Source organism: Bradyrhizobium sp. UFLA03-84, from assembly GCF_002289535.1.
GTDB lineage: Bacteria > Pseudomonadota > Alphaproteobacteria > Rhizobiales > Xanthobacteraceae > Bradyrhizobium > Bradyrhizobium viridifuturi.
Window position 1 is genome coordinate 39,170 of record NZ_NSJY01000019.1, and the last position, 14,249, is coordinate 53,418.

At 66.6% G+C, this 14,249-nt stretch carries 19 protein-coding genes; 14 read left to right on the forward strand and 5 right to left on the reverse strand.

Features of this window, described 5'->3' with window-relative positions:
• Positions 1-217: 217 nt before the first annotated feature.
• Positions 218-763, reverse strand: coding sequence for an HD domain-containing protein (locus CK489_RS37865; RefSeq protein ID WP_095735909.1), 546 nt, complete (start codon positions 761-763; stop codon positions 218-220).
• Between the two features lie 48 nt (positions 764-811).
• On the opposite strand from CK489_RS37865, the gene CK489_RS37870 reads away from it, so the two are divergent.
• Positions 812-1,333: a mismatch-specific DNA-glycosylase gene (locus tag CK489_RS37870; protein WP_095735910.1), complete on the forward strand. Its 522-nt coding sequence runs from the start codon at positions 812-814 to the stop codon at positions 1,331-1,333.
• A 99-nt stretch (positions 1,334-1,432) separates the two neighbouring features.
• Here CK489_RS37870 and CK489_RS37875 read toward each other — a convergent pair whose 3' ends face one another.
• Positions 1,433-1,867 (reverse strand): hypothetical protein, encoded by a 435-nt coding sequence (locus tag CK489_RS37875; RefSeq protein ID WP_050629952.1) that lies wholly within the window; start codon positions 1,865-1,867, stop codon positions 1,433-1,435.
• Between the two features lie 214 nt (positions 1,868-2,081).
• On the opposite strand from CK489_RS37875, the gene CK489_RS37880 reads away from it, so the two are divergent.
• From CK489_RS37880 to CK489_RS37890, 3 genes are read left to right on the forward strand one after another with little or no spacing between them, the layout of a single operon-like run.
• A complete protein-coding gene (locus CK489_RS37880; RefSeq protein WP_050629953.1) occupies positions 2,082-2,507 on the forward strand; it encodes a YeeE/YedE family protein in 426 nt (141 codons plus the stop codon).
• 2 nt (positions 2,508-2,509) lie between these two features.
• The gene (locus CK489_RS37885; RefSeq protein ID WP_095735911.1) at positions 2,510-2,989 is read left to right on the forward strand and encodes a DUF6691 family protein; all 480 of its coding nucleotides are present in this window, start codon (positions 2,510-2,512) and stop codon (positions 2,987-2,989) included.
• 4 nt (positions 2,990-2,993) lie between these two features.
• On the forward strand, positions 2,994-3,380 hold the full coding sequence (locus CK489_RS37890; protein ID WP_050629955.1) for a RidA family protein: 387 nt from the start codon (positions 2,994-2,996) through the stop codon (positions 3,378-3,380).
• Between the two features lie 193 nt (positions 3,381-3,573).
• On the opposite strand, the gene CK489_RS37895 is transcribed toward CK489_RS37890, so the two are convergent.
• Positions 3,574-4,335 carry an SOS response-associated peptidase gene (locus tag CK489_RS37895; RefSeq protein ID WP_095735912.1) on the reverse strand — a complete coding sequence of 254 codons (762 nt, stop codon included), beginning with the start codon at positions 4,333-4,335 and terminating at the stop codon, positions 3,574-3,576.
• Positions 4,336-4,397: 62 nt separating this feature from the next.
• On the opposite strand from CK489_RS37895, the gene CK489_RS37900 reads away from it, so the two are divergent.
• The 5 genes from CK489_RS37900 (at position 4,398) to CK489_RS37920 (ending at position 6,897) form a co-directional block, all read left to right on the forward strand.
• On the forward strand, positions 4,398-4,898 hold the full coding sequence (locus CK489_RS37900; RefSeq protein WP_050629957.1) for a hypothetical protein: 501 nt from the start codon (positions 4,398-4,400) through the stop codon (positions 4,896-4,898).
• Positions 4,899-4,943: 45 nt separating this feature from the next.
• The gene (locus CK489_RS37905) at positions 4,944-5,363 is read left to right on the forward strand and encodes an NUDIX hydrolase (protein WP_095735913.1); all 420 of its coding nucleotides are present in this window, start codon (positions 4,944-4,946) and stop codon (positions 5,361-5,363) included.
• Between the two features lie 85 nt (positions 5,364-5,448).
• Positions 5,449-5,826 (forward strand): TIGR02301 family protein, encoded by a 378-nt coding sequence (locus tag CK489_RS37910; protein WP_050629959.1) that lies wholly within the window; start codon positions 5,449-5,451, stop codon positions 5,824-5,826.
• Positions 5,816-6,472 (forward strand): HAD family hydrolase, encoded by a 657-nt coding sequence (locus CK489_RS37915; protein WP_095735914.1) that lies wholly within the window; start codon positions 5,816-5,818, stop codon positions 6,470-6,472. The genes CK489_RS37910 and CK489_RS37915 overlap by 11 nt, the downstream gene beginning before the upstream one ends.
• Before the next feature lie 155 nt (positions 6,473-6,627).
• Complete coding sequence (locus tag CK489_RS37920; RefSeq protein ID WP_050629961.1) at positions 6,628-6,897, forward strand: hypothetical protein; 270 nt, start codon at positions 6,628-6,630, stop codon at positions 6,895-6,897.
• A 12-nt stretch (positions 6,898-6,909) separates the two neighbouring features.
• Here the strand turns inward: CK489_RS37920 and CK489_RS37925 are convergent, their stop codons facing one another.
• Complete coding sequence (locus CK489_RS37925; RefSeq protein ID WP_095735915.1) at positions 6,910-8,244, reverse strand: dihydroorotase; 1,335 nt, start codon at positions 8,242-8,244, stop codon at positions 6,910-6,912.
• 129 nt (positions 8,245-8,373) lie between these two features.
• On the opposite strand from CK489_RS37925, the gene ygfZ reads away from it, so the two are divergent.
• The 5 genes from ygfZ to CK489_RS37950 all read left to right on the forward strand — a co-directional run bounded on the left by ygfZ (position 8,374) and on the right by CK489_RS37950 (position 13,926).
• Positions 8,374-9,255, forward strand: a complete 882-nt coding sequence (gene ygfZ, locus CK489_RS37930) for a CAF17-like 4Fe-4S cluster assembly/insertion protein YgfZ (protein ID WP_095735916.1) — start codon at positions 8,374-8,376, stop codon at positions 9,253-9,255.
• On the forward strand, positions 9,252-9,878 hold the full coding sequence (locus CK489_RS37935) for a DNA-3-methyladenine glycosylase I (protein WP_095735917.1): 627 nt from the start codon (positions 9,252-9,254) through the stop codon (positions 9,876-9,878). The genes ygfZ and CK489_RS37935 overlap by 4 nt, the downstream gene beginning before the upstream one ends.
• Positions 9,875-10,486 carry a YfbR-like 5'-deoxynucleotidase gene (locus CK489_RS37940; protein WP_050629965.1) on the forward strand — a complete coding sequence of 204 codons (612 nt, stop codon included), beginning with the start codon at positions 9,875-9,877 and terminating at the stop codon, positions 10,484-10,486. Before CK489_RS37935 ends, CK489_RS37940 begins: the two co-directional genes overlap by 4 nt.
• 117 nt (positions 10,487-10,603) lie before the next feature.
• On the forward strand, positions 10,604-11,110 hold the full coding sequence (locus CK489_RS37945; RefSeq protein ID WP_050629966.1) for a tyrosine phosphatase family protein: 507 nt from the start codon (positions 10,604-10,606) through the stop codon (positions 11,108-11,110).
• A gap of 110 nt (positions 11,111-11,220) precedes the next feature.
• A complete protein-coding gene (locus CK489_RS37950; RefSeq protein ID WP_095735918.1) occupies positions 11,221-13,926 on the forward strand; it encodes a DUF2339 domain-containing protein in 2,706 nt (901 codons plus the stop codon).
• A 27-nt stretch (positions 13,927-13,953) separates the two neighbouring features.
• Here CK489_RS37950 and CK489_RS37955 read toward each other — a convergent pair whose 3' ends face one another.
• Positions 13,954-14,187, reverse strand: coding sequence for a DUF6894 family protein (locus CK489_RS37955; RefSeq protein WP_050629968.1), 234 nt, complete (start codon positions 14,185-14,187; stop codon positions 13,954-13,956).
• Positions 14,188-14,249: the final 62 nt, after the last annotated feature.

Genomic DNA, 14,249 nt, shown 5'->3' on the forward strand with positions numbered 1-14,249 from the left:
GGCGGGGCCGGGCGACTTCTGAATAATAGAATAATGCCACTGAGTTGCCCGACATGTCAAGTTGCCGTGTCGAACGCCGGCACGCCGGCTGCTTTGCATGGGGTTGTTTTCGATGTTTTGGTAATGCGCCCCCGCGGACGCAGGCCACATGCGGTTGGAGCCCCCTCACCCCCGCCTCTGCCCGCAGGAACGGGAGAGAGAGATTTACCGACAGCCCTCAGCCCAGCGCCGACAGCTCACGCGCGAGGTTGTCACGGGCGCGGCGGTCATAGGTCGCGGCAAAACCGGGATCGGGGAAGATCACCGGACGCTCGGCGAAGTGCCGAAGCACCCTGGAACGACCGGCGCGATAGTCGGCATCGCCGACATGGATGAACTCCTGCCGGATCGCAGCCGCATAGGCATCGTAGCGCGCGGGCTCGGCGCCGAGAATGCTGAGGTCGATCGAGATCAGGATCGCGCCGAGGCGGTCGCCGGACTGCACGTCGTGGGTCTTCGTCAAACGGATCAGGCGGCCGACCTCGCGGCTGATGTCGGCGCGAACGTGCCGTTCGGCGAGCTGCGCGCTCAACTCCTCATTGTCGGGCCGGGTCGGATCGTAGACGACATCGTGCCACCAGATCGCTTCCGCCAGGATCTCACGCTCGGCCGCGGAAATGCCCTCCACGCGCGCGAGCGCCGCAAGACAGTCCTCGATATGGGCGAGGTTGTGATAGTGGCGGCCCGCCGCCGTGTAGGCGGCGGCCAATTCGTCGCGGTTCATCGCCGAATGATAGAACGACAGTGGCGGAAATGGTAGGCAGGAGCCCGGATGAGCGACTTGCGCGACACCAACCTCCACCGCCTTCCCGACCAGCTCCGCGCCGATCTGCGCCTGGTGTTCGTCGGCACCGCGGCCAGCACGCGGTCAGCTGCGCTCGGGCACTACTATGCACATCCCGGCAACCGGTTCTGGCGCGCGCTGCATGAGGCCGGCATCACGCCGCGGCGTTATCGGCCGGATGAGTTCGCAGCGCTGCTATCGCTCGGCATCGGCTTCACCGATCTCTCCAAGACCGGCGCCGGGATGGATCATGAGATTGCGCGACAGTCGTTCGACGTTGTGGGCTTCAGAGCGAAGATCGAGACCTACCGCCCGAGGACCATCGCGTTCACCAGCAGGAAGGCGGCGAGCCTGTTTTACAACAGGCCGACCACCGCGCTTGCGCTGGGGCGTCAGCCATCAACGAGTGGTTTCCCTGACGTGTTCGTCCTGCCCTCGCCGTCAGGCGCCGCGTCCGGGCATTGGAGTTTGCAGCCGTGGCGCGAGCTCGCCGAGTGGATCGCATCGTAGGATGGGTAGCGCGCAGCGAAACCCATCAACTTCCTGACCGCGAAAGAGATGGGTTTCGCTGCGCTCTACCATCCTACAAGGCCACGAATCGAACCCCGCCTACTCCTTCAACGTGATCGCGAGCCCGCTGAGGTCGACATTGGCCATCAGGCCGACCTGCTTGCCGCTCAGTTCGAGCACGGCGCCGTTCTGGTTGGTCAGCAAGATGCCGCGCACGCCGGCGCCGAGCGCAACGCCCATGCCGGCCGCGGCGTAGACGCCGGCGATGTCCTGCGCGCGACGGATATTGCGCACCCGGCCCTGCAACGTGGTCTGGGAGCCGCCGAACACGAGGCCGTAATCCAGCCCGCCGGCGGTGAGCCCGTAGGTCTGGCCCTTGAAGGTCAACACGCCCTTGCCGGCGGAGCCGCCGAAGATCCAGCCGCCCTTGAAGATGACGAGCGTCACGGCGCCCTCGTCGGCCAGCGCGGCGGACGATCCGGAGAGCAGCGCCAGCGCGAACAGCACGGCGCGGGCGGCGGATGACAGTCTCATGGGGGTTCTCCGGACGAAGTGAAGTCGAGATGCGAATCGCGGCAATCCAGCCGACGGGCAGGCACCCTTGAAACGCCTGCGAAACATGCGGGATTGTGCTTGTTCCTGATCTTGCGGAGTCTATCATCGGCCGCGCAGCCGCGCGACGTTGGCGCATGCGCGCGCGCCGCTTTGCCGGATCGCTGAGGAGTTTGCGCAACAGGGATCTGCACAGATGCACGATTTCACCCCATTTTCCGGCTTCGCCGGCGGTGCGCTGATCGGCCTCGCCGCGGCGACGCTGATGCTGCTGACCGGGCGAATCGCGGGGATCACCGGCATCGTCGGCGGCCTGCTCCAGCCCGATACCGCCAACCGAGGCTGGCGCGTCGCGTTCATCGCGGGGCTGATCGCAGCGCCGCTGATTGCAGCGCTGTTCGGCGCGCCGCTGCCGCGGCCGGCGATGAACGGCAGCCTCGTCGTGATCGCGATCGCGGGCGTGCTGGTCGGGTTCGGCACCTGCATGGGCAACGGCTGCACCTCGGGCCACGGCGTCTGCGGCTTCGCGCGGCTGTCCGGCCGCTCGATCGTCGCCACGTTCATCTTCATGACGGCGGCGATCGCAACTGTTGCAATCGTCAGACATGGATTCGGAGGCTAACGATGCAAGTTCTCGCAAGCTTCATCTGCGGCCTGATCTTCGGCGCGGGCCTTCTGATCTCCGGCATGACTGACCCGCAGAAGGTGCTCGGCTTCCTCGACCTGTTCGGCGCCTGGGATGCGACGCTCGCCTTCGTGATGGCGGGCGCGGTCGCTGTCGCAGCATCCGGTTTTGCGATCGCGCGGCGGCGTGCGGCGCCGGCCTTCTCCGCGCACTTCCTCTGGCCCGACCGCAACGACATCGATGCGCCGCTGGTTGCCGGCGCCGTCCTGTTCGGCATCGGCTGGGGCCTCGCCGGCATCTGCCCCGGCCCCGCGCTGGTCAATCTCGCCGGCCTCTCGCTGCCGATCGTCGTGTTCGTCGTCGCGATGCTGGCGGGCATGATCGGCCAGAATCTGTTCGGCGACAATCTCTGGCGCCGCCGCACGCCGGCGTCGCACGCCATCGAGACTACTCCCCTTCCATCTCGTGCAGACGGGTGATGTCATGACAACGATCAAGCACTTCCCACCTCCGCCCGGCGTCACGGCGCCGCCACTCTCGTTCGGCGCCCGCGTCGGCGACCTCTTGTTCATATCAGGCATTCCCGGCTTCGACGCCAATCGGGAATTACCCGATGGCTTCGAGGCGCAGTTCGCCAATGTCGTGACCAATTTCAAACGCGTCCTGAATGAGGCGGGCGCGACGATGCGCGATCTCGTCAAGGTCAACGTGCTGCTGACCCGCGCCTCTGACGTCGCCACGATGAACGTGCTCTACGCCGGCGCGTTCGGCCCCGCCCCCTACCCCGCACGCACCACCTGCGTCGTGGTGGCGCTGCCCAATCCGAAGATGCTGATCGAGATCGAAGGCGTGGCGTCGGTGAAGGCATAGCCGTCCATCCACCGCCGTCGTCCTGGCGAAAGCCAGGACCCATTACCCCAAATGTCGATTGTTGCGCGACGCTGGGGCCGCGATCCCGTTTGCAATCAAATGCGGTGGTTATGGGTCCTGGCTTTCGCCAGGACGACGACGTGGAGATGCCTGCGCCTGTATGCGTGCACTCACCTCGCGGCTTCAGCCGCCCTCAAAACAACGACCCCTGCCCGTCGTCCTCCCGCGGCGCCGTCTTGCGCGGCGCGGCCTTCTTCGCGGCCGGCGCATCCTCCGCGGCGATCTCTTCCGCGGTCATCGGCAGCAGCAATTGCGCATCGTCGTTGGCGACCGCGTTGACGCGCATCGTCACCTGGTGCCAGGCGAACTCGCCGACATCAGGCCCCTTCAGCAGCGGCATCACGTCGTCGACATCGTTGGGCAGGCAGTCGAGCCAGCGCGCGAATTGCTCGGGCCGGATCGTGACGGGCACGCGGTGATGCAGTTGCGCAAGATCGGGGCTCGCCGGCGCGGTGACGATCGCCACCGTGTCCTGCTCCTCGCCGTTCGGCCCCATCCAGGTCTCGGCGAGCGCGGCGAAGGCGACCGGGTGGCCATCGCGACGATGGATGAAGAACGGCCGCTTGCGGCCGCCGGCATCCTGCCATTCGTAATAGCCGTCGGCCGGGATCAGCGCGCGGCGCCGCTTGATCGCGTTCTTGAAGGCGGGCTTCTCCCGCACCGTCTCGGAGCGCGCGTTGATCAAGAGCGAGAATGTGCGGGGGTCCTTGACCCAGGACGGGATCAGGCCCCAGCGCATCAATTGGAAATGCCGGCCGCCGTTCTGCAGCAGCACCACCGGGATCGGCTGGGTCGGCGCAACATTATACCGCGGCGGAAAATTCGGCTGCTCGATGTAGCCGAACATTTCGCGCAAAGCCGCCGGCGGCGAGGTAATGACAAAGCGTCCGCACATATCCCGTCCAGAGTGGTATCTGTTTATTCAGCCTTAACTTGGACCGTTAAAGACTGCGACCAATGACCTCAACGGCCGCCATAGCGGGCTCTTCCCCGCGACCGACGTACCCCGACGAGGCGCGGGCGGCTTTGTTGCGCGCCGCCAACATCAATCCCCGCACCGGGCTTGCGACCGACTACCTCAATCACTTCAACGAAGCCATCATGTTGCTGGAGATGGTGCCGGACCTGCCGGAATGCGCCGACGATTTCCTGGAATGGCAGCCGCTGTCCTACGCCGAGCATTTCACCGCGTCCAATTTCAAGGCGCGTGACCTGGCGATCGAGTCCTACGAGACCGCGGATACCGGGATCCGGGCCGAATTCGACCAGCTCACCGACAGCATGACCAGGATCCTGACCGAGGTCGGGGCGGCGATGCGGCAATTGCAGCAGGACAAGAGCCGGGTCGCGCTCGCCGAACAGGCCATCGTCTGGGTCAAGCCGCTGGTGATGCAGACCGCCGGCATCATCAACGGCGCCGCAGAGGCCGATGTCGAGAGCATCATGGCGGGCGCCTGAGATATCGGGCAGGATGATGGTGTTGAAACTGGTGCCCTGACTGCCTTGACCTCTCCCGAACCTCCGATCCGCCCGCAGCTTGCCGTATCCGGCGTGATTTTCCGCGACGGCCGGGTGCTGCTGGTCCGCCGCGCCCGCTCGCCCGGCAAGGGCTTCTATTCGCTGCCCGGCGGCCGGGTCGAGTTCGGCGAGACCCTGCACACCGCCCTGCACCGGGAGATCGACGAGGAGACCGGCCTGAGGGTCGATATCCTGGGTCTCGCGGGCTGGCGCGAGGTGCTGCCGACCGGCCCCGGCACCGGGCACTACATGATCATGACCTTCGCGGCGCGCTGGACCTCCCGCGAGCCGGTGCTGAACGACGAGCACGACGATTTCAGATGGCTGACGCCGGAGGCGATCGGCGACCTCAAGGTCACCGGCGGCCTGCACGAGGTCATCACGGCTGCTCAGCGGCTGGTTTGAGGCCTGTTTTGGAGGCTTTGGAGAGCTCTGCCGCCTTGCCTCGGGCGCATTGAGGGGGCATACCACGGCCATTCCGGAACCCCTGATGATCAGAACCTTTCTCGCCGTTGTGATCCTGATGTCGGCATGCCTCGCGACGCCCGCCCGGGCGCAGGACGCGGCTGCGCCGTTCGACGGCGACCTGCAGCGGCTGGCCGAGATCCTGGGCGCCCTGCACTACCTGCGCGGCATCTGCGGCTCCAACGAGGGCGCCAAATGGCGCAACGAGATGCAGGCGCTGATCGACGCCGAGACCCCCTCCGGCGACCGCCGCGCCCGCATGGTCGCGGGCTTCAACCGCGGCTACAACGGCTTCCAGCAGACCTACCGGACCTGCACGCCGGCAGCTTCCGTCGCGATCCGCCGCTACATCGAGGAAGGCTCGAAAATCTCGCGCGACCTGACGGCCCGCTATGCCAACTGAACGCGCGATCTTCTTCGACCTCGACGGCACCCTGACCGACCCGAAGCCCGGCATCACCGGTTCGATCCAGTATGCGCTGGCAAAGCTCGGCCGCCCGGTTCCCTCGCAGGATGACCTGACCTGGTGCATCGGGCCGCCGCTGCGGGCGAGCTTTGCCATGCTGCTGGGCGGCGAGGAGCTCGCCGACCGCGCCGTCGAGCTCTACCGCGAGCGATTCGGCGATGTCGGGCTGTTCGAGAACAGCGTCTATCCCGATATCGCGGAGGTGCTGGCCGAGCTGCGCGGGCGGCCCGGCCGGATGTTCGTGGCGACCTCGAAGCCGCATGTGTTCGCGAGCCGGATCGTCGAGCATTTCGGCCTCACCGGCTATTTCGACCACGTGTTCGGCTCCGAGCTCGACGGAACCCGGGTCAACAAGGTCGACCTGCTGGCCTACGCGCTGGTCGAGACTGGAGCCGATCCGGCCAAGGCCGTGATGATCGGCGACCGCAGCCACGACGTGATCGGGGCCAGTCGTAACGGAATCCGCGCGGTCGGGGTCACTTATGGCTACGGCACGGCTGAGGAGCTGAGCGAGGCCGGCGCCAGCCACCTCTGCGCCTCGCCCCGCGCGGTGCTGGACCATATCCACAGCTCATTTGGCTGATCGCGGCGGGGATATCAGGAATTCCGCTTTAAATGCCGTGGCGGCCGTTAACCTTTTCGAAAGATGTGGGCTAGGCGGTACCCGCATGCGTGATACATCTCGCGGGTCGCAGTGGTTCGCTCCTCGGACCGCGCGCATTCATTTTGCAGAGTTTCATGCGCCATCCAGCGTCCTTCCCCCATCACCAAGACGACCCGCGTCCCGATCAAGAACAGAAGCAGGCCGCGCTCAGCTATTTGAACGAGGCCTGGGCGGAAGCGCGTCATGACGGCGTCGACGGCGACTGCCTCGCGCAGGCGAGCCTGTTTGCGGCGCTCGCCGAGCTCGTCAACACCTATGGCGAGGATGCGGTGGCGAAATTCGCCGAGGGCCTCGCCGCGCGCGTGCGCAACGGCGAGTTCTCGCTGGCTCTCGCCCGGCAGTAATCGACGACAGCGCTACGCCTTCAGCGTCTCGAGGAACCGGACCGGTTCCCCCAGCGACGGCGTCGTCACCTCGCCCTGCCACATCACCCGCCTGCCGCGCACGAAGGTGCCGACCGGCCAGCCTTGCACCCGCACGCCGTCATAGGGTGTCCAGCCGGCGCGCGAGGCGATCCATTTGTTGGTGATGGTCTCGCTGCGCTTCAGATCGACCACGGTGAAGTCGGCGTCGTAACCCGCCGCGATGCGGCCCTTGCAGGCGATGTTGAACAGCCGCGCCGGACCGGCGCTGGTGAGATCGACGAACCGCTGTAGCGACAGCCGCCCGGCGTTGACGTGATCGAGCATCAGCGGCACCAGCGTCTGCACGCCGGTCATGCCCGACGGCGAAGCCGGATAGGTCTTCTGCTTCTCCTCCAGCGTATGCGGCGCGTGGTCCGAGCCGAGCACGTCGACGATGCCCTGCTCGATGCCGTACCAGATGCCGGCGCGGTGATCGGCCGAGCGCACCGGCGGGTTCATCTGCGCCAGCGTGCCGAGCTGCTCATAGCATTCCGGTGCGGCCATCGTCAGGTGATGCGGCGTCGCCTCGCAGGAGGCGACATCCTTGTGGTCGCGCAGATAGAGGATCTCTTCCTTGGTCGAGATGTGCAGCACATGGATGCGCTTGCCGGTCTCGCGCGCGAGATTGACCAGGCGCTCGGTCGCCATCAGGGCGGCGGTCTCGTCGCGCCACACCGGATGCGAGCGCGGATCGTCCTCGATGCGCAGCGGCTTGCGCTCATTGAGGCGGTACTCGTCCTCGGCGTGAAACGCGGCGCGTCGCTTGATCACCTGGAAGATCCGCCGCAGGCTCTCGTCGTCCTCGACCAGCAGCGCGCCGGTAGAGGAGCCGATGAACACCTTGACGCCGGCGCAGCCCGGCGCGCGCTCGAGCTCAGGCAGGTCCTGCACGTTCTCGCGCGTGCCGCCGATGAAGAACGCGAAATCGCAATGCATGCGATGGTGGCCGCGCTTGATCTTGTCGGTGAATGCTTCCTCGGTGACCGTCAGCGGGTTGGTGTTCGGCATCTCGAACACAGCGGTGACCCCGCCCATCACGGCGCTGCGCGAGCCGGTCTCGAGATCTTCCTTCTGCGTCAACCCGGGCTCGCGGAAATGCACCTGGGTGTCCATCACGCCGGGCAGGATGTGCAGGCCCTTGCAGTCGACCACCTCGCCGGCCGAGGCCTGGCTGAGCGAGCCGATCGCGGCGATGCGGCCGCCCGCGATGCCAATATCGCGCACGCCCTCGCCGTCCTGATTGACCACGGTGCCGGATTTTAGAATGGTGTCAAAACGCTGATTCATCGGTCCTCGGCGCCCGCTTTCCACAGTCTTGCGGGCCTTGTTCGGCGTACTCTAGCGCCTTAGCTTGGCAGGGGATATCCGCGAGCACCGCGTTTCCCAAGGAACTTGGAAAAAGAGCCAATTTTGCGCATGAAAGCAGCGTTTCTTCCAGATCGGGGCGTGATCAAGGTCTCTGGCGAGGACGCCCGCAACTTCCTCAACGGCCTCATCACGACCGATGTCGAGCAGCTGGCCCCGGGACAGGCCCGGTTTGGTGCGCTGCTGACGCCCCAGGGCAAGATCATCGTCGACTTCCTGATCACCGAGATACCCACAGGGCACGGCGGCGGCTTCCTGATCGACGCGCCGCGCGCGCTCGCCAAGGGGCTCGCCGACAAGCTCGGCTTCTATAAGCTGCGCGCCAAGGTCGTGGTGGAAAACCTCTCCGACAGCCTCGGCGTGCTGGCGGCCTGGGATGGCGAGCCGGCGGCGATCCCCGATCTCGCTTTCGCCGATCCGCGCAACGCAGCGCTCGGCTGGCGCATCCTGATCCCGGAAGACCTCAAGCAGAAGCTCGCCGATCTGATCGGCGCCGATCTCGTCGACGCCAGCGCCTACGAGGCGCATCGGATCGCGACCGGCGTGCCGCGCGGTGGGCTCGACTTCATGTATGGCGACGCCTTCCCGCACGAGACCAACATGGACCGCCTCAACGGCGTCGATTTCGACAAGGGCTGCTATGTCGGCCAGGAGGTGGTGTCGCGCATGCAGCACCGCGGCACCGCGCGCACCCGCACGGTGAAGATCATTCTCGATGGTCCTTCGCCCGAAGCCGGCGCAACCATCCTCGCCGGCGACAAACAGGTCGGCACCATCGGCTCGACAGCCGGCGAGAGAGGCCTCGCGCTGGTGCGTGTCGATCGCGTCGCCGACGCGCTCGACGCCGGCCTGCCGCTGACCGCGGGCGGGCTGTCGCTGCATCTCGCCGAGCCGGACGCGGTACGCATCACTCCCAAGCAGACCGTCGCATGAGCCGTACCGCGCAACTGCATCCCGACGGCAAGACGCGCTGCCCGTGGCCGGGCGAGGATGCGTTCTACGTCGCCTATCACGACAATGAATGGGGCGTGCCGGAATATGACGACCGCGCGCTCTATGAAAAGCTGATCCTCGACGGATTTCAGGCCGGCCTGTCCTGGATCACGATCCTGCGTAAGCGCGACAATTTCCGCAAAGCCTTCGACGATTTCCAGCCCGAGAAGATCGCGCGTTACACCGACAAGAAGGTGCATGCGCTGATGAACGACGCCGGCATCGTCCGCAACCGTGCCAAGATCGAAGGCGCCGTGGCGAGCGCAAAGGGCTACCTGGAGATCATGGAGAAGGGCCCCGGCTTCTCGAAGCTGCTGTGGGACTTCGTCGACGGCAAACCGAAGGTCAACCAGTTCAAGACCACCGCGAGCGTGCCCGCCTCGACCCCGGTCTCGATCAAGGTCTCCAAGGAACTCGGCGCGCGCGGTTTCAAATTCGTCGGCCCCACCATCGTCTACGCCTTCATGCAGGCGACCGGCATGGTCAACGATCACCTCGTCACCTGCTTCTGCCACGAGACCTGCAGCGGCAAGCTCCGCACCCCGCGGCTCAAGAAGAAATGACGGCGCGCAAATCGACCGAAACAACCCGCGCCTGGCAGCGGATGTTGTCGGGACGCCGGCTGGACCTGCTCGACCCGTCGCCGCTCGATATCGAGATCGTCGACATCGCGCACGGACTGGCGCGGGTTGCGCGCTGGAATGGCCAGACCTCGGGCGCGCACATCTTCTCGGTCGCCCAGCACACGCTGCTGGTCGAGGCCGTGATGCGTCAGCAGACGCCGCGCGTCGACATCAGCCATCGTCTCGCGGCGCTGCTGCACGACGCACCAGAATACGTCATCGGCGACATGATCTCGCCGTTCAAGGCGGTGCTCGCAGGCGAATACAAGGCGGTGGAGAGACGGCTGCTGTCGGCGATCCATATCCGCTTCGGCCTGCCTGCCGTGCTGGCGGACGAGATCACCCAGCAGATCAAGGCCGCCGATCGCGGCGCCGCCTATCTCGAGGCGACGCATCTGGCGGGATTCTCGCAGGCCGAAGCCAAGCGGCTGTTCGGCCGCGATCCGGAATTGCCCGAAGCGACCGAGCGCGACTATCTGACGCCATGGACCGCGGCGCGGGCCGAAAAGCAGTTCCTAGAGCGCTTCGGGACATTGCACGCGTCATAGGCGCGGCATCGCGAGCCGCGCCTCCGGTTGCGCCGCAAAATGCAGATGGACATGGCGCCTTTGCCCACCGGGGAGCAGCCGTTATAATCGGGCACACCTGACGCCCCAAGGATCATCATGCTTCACGTCTGCTCGCTCGCTGCGCTCTCCGACACGGTTCGTGCCACCGGCGCCAGCCATGTGCTGACCGTGATGGCCAATGTCGATCAGGTGCAGCGGCCGCCCTCCGTACTTCCGGCCAATCATCTGAAAGTGTCGATGGACGACATCGTCGAGCAGATGGACGGGTTCGTTGCACCCAACGAGACGCATATCGAGCGGGTGCTGAACTTCGTGCGCGGCTGGGATCGGCGCGCTCCGATGGTGGTGCATTGCTATGCCGGCATCAGCCGCTCGACCGCGAGCGCATTTGCTACGGTCTGCGCGCTCAATCCGCACCGCGACGAAATGTCCATCGCCCGGCTGATCCGCGAGGCTTCGCCGATCGCGGCGCCCAACCGCCTGATCGTCAGCCTCGCCGACAAGGCCCTGGGGCGCGAGGGCCGGATGCTGCGCGCGCTCGATGCGATGGGCCCGGGCAGCATGAGCGTCGAAGGCCGGCCCTTCCACATCGACCTGGAATAGCGCGACCTGCGCGTCCGGACCGCTTGAACTTCCCGTCCGCTCAACTGCACTACTAGGTTGCGACGGGCGGCCGGCTGGCCGATGGTCCGGCGCGTCCCGCCGGAGGCCCAATGTTCGATTCGCCGTTTGATTTCCTGACCCTCGTCATCGCCATCGTTGCGATCATTTTCTCGCGCAAGGCGCTGGGCCAGATCTCGGTGCTGCAGCGCCGGCTGGATGCGATCGAGGCAGCGGGCGTCACTGCCGCGCGAACCGCTGTGCCGCCGCCGCTGGCGCCGCTCGAGGCGTTCGAACAGACCCTTCCGGCGGCACCTCCGATCGCGCCGCCGCCCCTCCCCGAGGCGATCGCGCGCGCGCCCGAGGCGCAGGCAGAGCCAGCCGCGGACGCGGCGGGCGCCGCGCCGCCGCCGCTGCCCGAGCCGCCCGCGCCGCCGCAGCCGGCGCCGGGTTTCGAGGAGACGCTCGGCACCCGCTGGGTGGTGTGGATCGGCGGCCTGACGCTCGCGCTCGGCGGCTTCTTCATGGTGCGCTATTCGATCGAGGCCGGGCTGCTCGGCCCCGGCGTGCGCACGATGCTCGGCGGATTGTTTGCGCTGGCGCTGCTCGGTGCCGGCGAGTGGACGCGGCGCAAGGAGAGCATCTCCAACATCGCAGCGCTGCCGATCGCCAACATTCCGGCGATCCTCACCGCGGCCGGTACCGCCGTGGCCTTTGCCACCGTCTACGCCGCCTATGCGCTGTACGACTTCCTTGCGCCGGCAACCGCGTTCATCCTGCTCGGCATGGTCGCACTCGGCACGCTGGCGGCCGCGCTGTTGCACGGGCCGGCGCTGGCCGGGCTCGGTATCGTCGGCGCCTTCGTCACGCCGCTCCTGGTCTCATCCGACAAGCCCGACTTCTGGTCGCTCTATGTCTATGTCGCGATCGTCACGGCGGCGGCGTTCGGCCTTGCGCGGATCCGGCTGTGGCGCTGGCTCGCGGTCACGACGATCGCCTTCGCACTGCTGTGGACCTTCCCCTGCCTGCAATGCGGCCCCGAGATGATCGCGCCGCACGTCTTCCACGTCATCGCGGGCTTCGTGCTGGCGGCGCTGCTCGTGGTCTGCGGCTTCATGTTCGGCCCCGACGGCGATGGCGAGGAGATCGAGCCGATCTCGTCCGGCTCGCTCGCCGCCTATCTGCTCGGCGCGATGCTGATCGTGCTCAACAGCGCCCACGCCGACACCGCGATGATCGGCTTCGGGTTGCTGACGGCGGGCAGCCTTTTCGTCGCCTGGCGCGCGCCTGCGGCTGCCGGTGCGATCGCTGCCGCCTCGGCCTTCGTCTTCATCGTGTTCGGTGAATGGGCCGTGCGCCGCAACGTCGACATGCTGGTGCTGCCGGGCGGTGCGATCCCGGGCATCGGCCCGTCCGCGACCGACGGCTCGGTCTCGCTGCATCTCGTCACGGCTGCGCTGTTCGCAGCCGCCTTCGGCATCGCGGGCTTCCTCGCGCAATTCCGTTTTGCCACCACGAAGATCACGGTGACCTGGGCCGCGGCGGCGGTGTTCACGCCGGTCGCGCTGCTGGTCGCGCTCTATGCGCGGATTGCGCATCTCGATCGCTCGATCCCGTTCGCTGTTCTGGCCGTGCTGCTGGCCGCAGCCTACGCCGCTGCGACCGAAGCGCTGACCCGGCGCGGCGAGCGGCCGGAGCTGTCGCCCTCGATCGCATTGTCGGCCACCGGCGCCCTCGCCTCGCTGGCGCTGGCACTGACGTTTGCGCTCGACAAGGGCTGGCTCACCATTGCGCTGGCCCTGGTGTCGATGGGCACGGCGTGGCTGTCGGTGCAGCGGCCGATCCCTTTCCTGCGCTGGCTTGCCGCGATCCTCGCCGGCATCGTGGTGCTGCGCATCGGCTATGAGCCGCGCATCGCTGGCGACGCCGTCGGCACCACGCCGATCTTCAACTGGCTGCTGTGGGGCTATGGCGTTCCGGCGCTGTCATTCTGGGCCGGCAGTCATTTCCTGCGCCGCACCGGCGACGACGTCCCGCTGCGCATCGTTGAATCTGCTGCGATCCTGTTCACGGTGCTGCTCGCCTTCATGGAGATCCGCCACGCGGTCAATGGCGGCGACGTCTATTACGCCAGCGCCGGACTGACTGAGGTCGCCTTGCAGGTCGGCGTGACGCTCGCGATGTCGATCGGACTGGAGCGGCTGCGGCTGCGCAGCGGCAGCATCGTGCACAATGCCGCCGCGGTGCTGCTCACGGTCTTCGCCGGGCTTGCCAGCCTGTTCGGGCTGCTGGGGCTGGAGAACCCGATGCTGTGGTGGCAGGACGTCGGCGGCAGCTTTATCAACCTGCTGCTGCTCGGCTATGCCCTGCCGGCCGTGCTGGCGCTGCTGCTGTCCTATGCAGTGGCGGGGCATCGTCCCGCTGCATGCGCCAACACGATCGCGGCCGGTGCGCTGGTGCTCGCGCTCGCCTATGTCACGTTCGAGATCCGCAGGCTGTATCACGGGCCGGTATTGTCGCGCGGCGAGACCACGGGCGCGGAGCAGTACACCTATTCGATCGCCTGGCTGATGTTCGGCGTCGCGCTGCTCGGTGTCGGCATCGTGGTCAACTCGGAGCGCGCGCGGCTCGCCTCCGCCGCGGTGATCGGGCTGACGATCCTGAAGGCGTTCCTGGTCGACATGTCGACACTGTCAGGGGTCTACCGGGCGCTGTCCTTCATGTGCCTCGGCATCGTGCTGGTCGCGATCGGCTGGCTGTATCAGCGGATCCTGTTCCGCAGGCGGGCCGCTCCGCCGGTCGCGCAGACCGAGGCTTGAAGCTTGTTGTGTTGAACGGCGAGAGCCTCAGTCCACGGATTCAGCGACCAGGCGAATCCGGAAGACCGGCTTTCTGCCCTCGTCGAGCAGCTCCATGTGCCACTCGCTGTTCTGCTTCATGTTGCGCGAAATGCTGCCGAGGAAATTGCCGCAGACCTTGGTCATCTCGGCCCAGGCCACGTCACGACTCTCGAACTCGGTCGCGTGATCGGACCCACCGGCGAAATCGCCGTCACTGATCCTGAAAAAATACTGCGCCATATGACTACTCAAATCGGTGTCCCCACCATTCCGCCTCGCGGCGATGAACGCTAGGTATTGAG

Bases quoted from the DNA above. Each gene is read 5' to 3' on its own strand.
- CK489_RS37880 (WP_050629953.1), top strand. From the start codon at position 2,082: ATGCACGATTTCACCCCATTTTCCGGCTTCGCCGGCGGTGCGCTGATC.
- CK489_RS37955 (WP_050629968.1), bottom strand. From the start codon at position 14,187: ATGGCGCAGTATTTTTTCAGGATCAGTGACGGCGATTTCGCCGGTGGG.
- CK489_RS37870 (WP_095735910.1), top strand. From the start codon at position 812: ATGAGCGACTTGCGCGACACCAACCTCCACCGCCTTCCCGACCAGCTC.
- CK489_RS37910 (WP_050629959.1), top strand. From the start codon at position 5,449: ATGATCAGAACCTTTCTCGCCGTTGTGATCCTGATGTCGGCATGCCTC.
- CK489_RS37915 (WP_095735914.1), top strand. From the start codon at position 5,816: ATGCCAACTGAACGCGCGATCTTCTTCGACCTCGACGGCACCCTGACC.
- CK489_RS37935 (WP_095735917.1), top strand. From the start codon at position 9,252: ATGAGCCGTACCGCGCAACTGCATCCCGACGGCAAGACGCGCTGCCCG.
- CK489_RS37885 (WP_095735911.1), top strand. From the start codon at position 2,510: ATGCAAGTTCTCGCAAGCTTCATCTGCGGCCTGATCTTCGGCGCGGGC.
- CK489_RS37920 (WP_050629961.1), top strand. From the start codon at position 6,628: ATGCGCCATCCAGCGTCCTTCCCCCATCACCAAGACGACCCGCGTCCC.
- CK489_RS37945 (WP_050629966.1), top strand. From the start codon at position 10,604: ATGCTTCACGTCTGCTCGCTCGCTGCGCTCTCCGACACGGTTCGTGCC.
- CK489_RS37950 (WP_095735918.1), top strand. From the start codon at position 11,221: ATGTTCGATTCGCCGTTTGATTTCCTGACCCTCGTCATCGCCATCGTT.
- ygfZ (WP_095735916.1), top strand. From the start codon at position 8,374: ATGAAAGCAGCGTTTCTTCCAGATCGGGGCGTGATCAAGGTCTCTGGC.
- CK489_RS37875 (WP_050629952.1), bottom strand. From the start codon at position 1,867: ATGAGACTGTCATCCGCCGCCCGCGCCGTGCTGTTCGCGCTGGCGCTG.
- CK489_RS37890 (WP_050629955.1), top strand. From the start codon at position 2,994: ATGACAACGATCAAGCACTTCCCACCTCCGCCCGGCGTCACGGCGCCG.
- CK489_RS37900 (WP_050629957.1), top strand. From the start codon at position 4,398: ATGACCTCAACGGCCGCCATAGCGGGCTCTTCCCCGCGACCGACGTAC.
- CK489_RS37940 (WP_050629965.1), top strand. From the start codon at position 9,875: ATGACGGCGCGCAAATCGACCGAAACAACCCGCGCCTGGCAGCGGATG.
- CK489_RS37925 (WP_095735915.1), bottom strand. From the start codon at position 8,244: ATGAATCAGCGTTTTGACACCATTCTAAAATCCGGCACCGTGGTCAAT.
- CK489_RS37865 (WP_095735909.1), bottom strand. From the start codon at position 763: ATGAACCGCGACGAATTGGCCGCCGCCTACACGGCGGCGGGCCGCCAC.
- CK489_RS37895 (WP_095735912.1), bottom strand. From the start codon at position 4,335: ATGTGCGGACGCTTTGTCATTACCTCGCCGCCGGCGGCTTTGCGCGAA.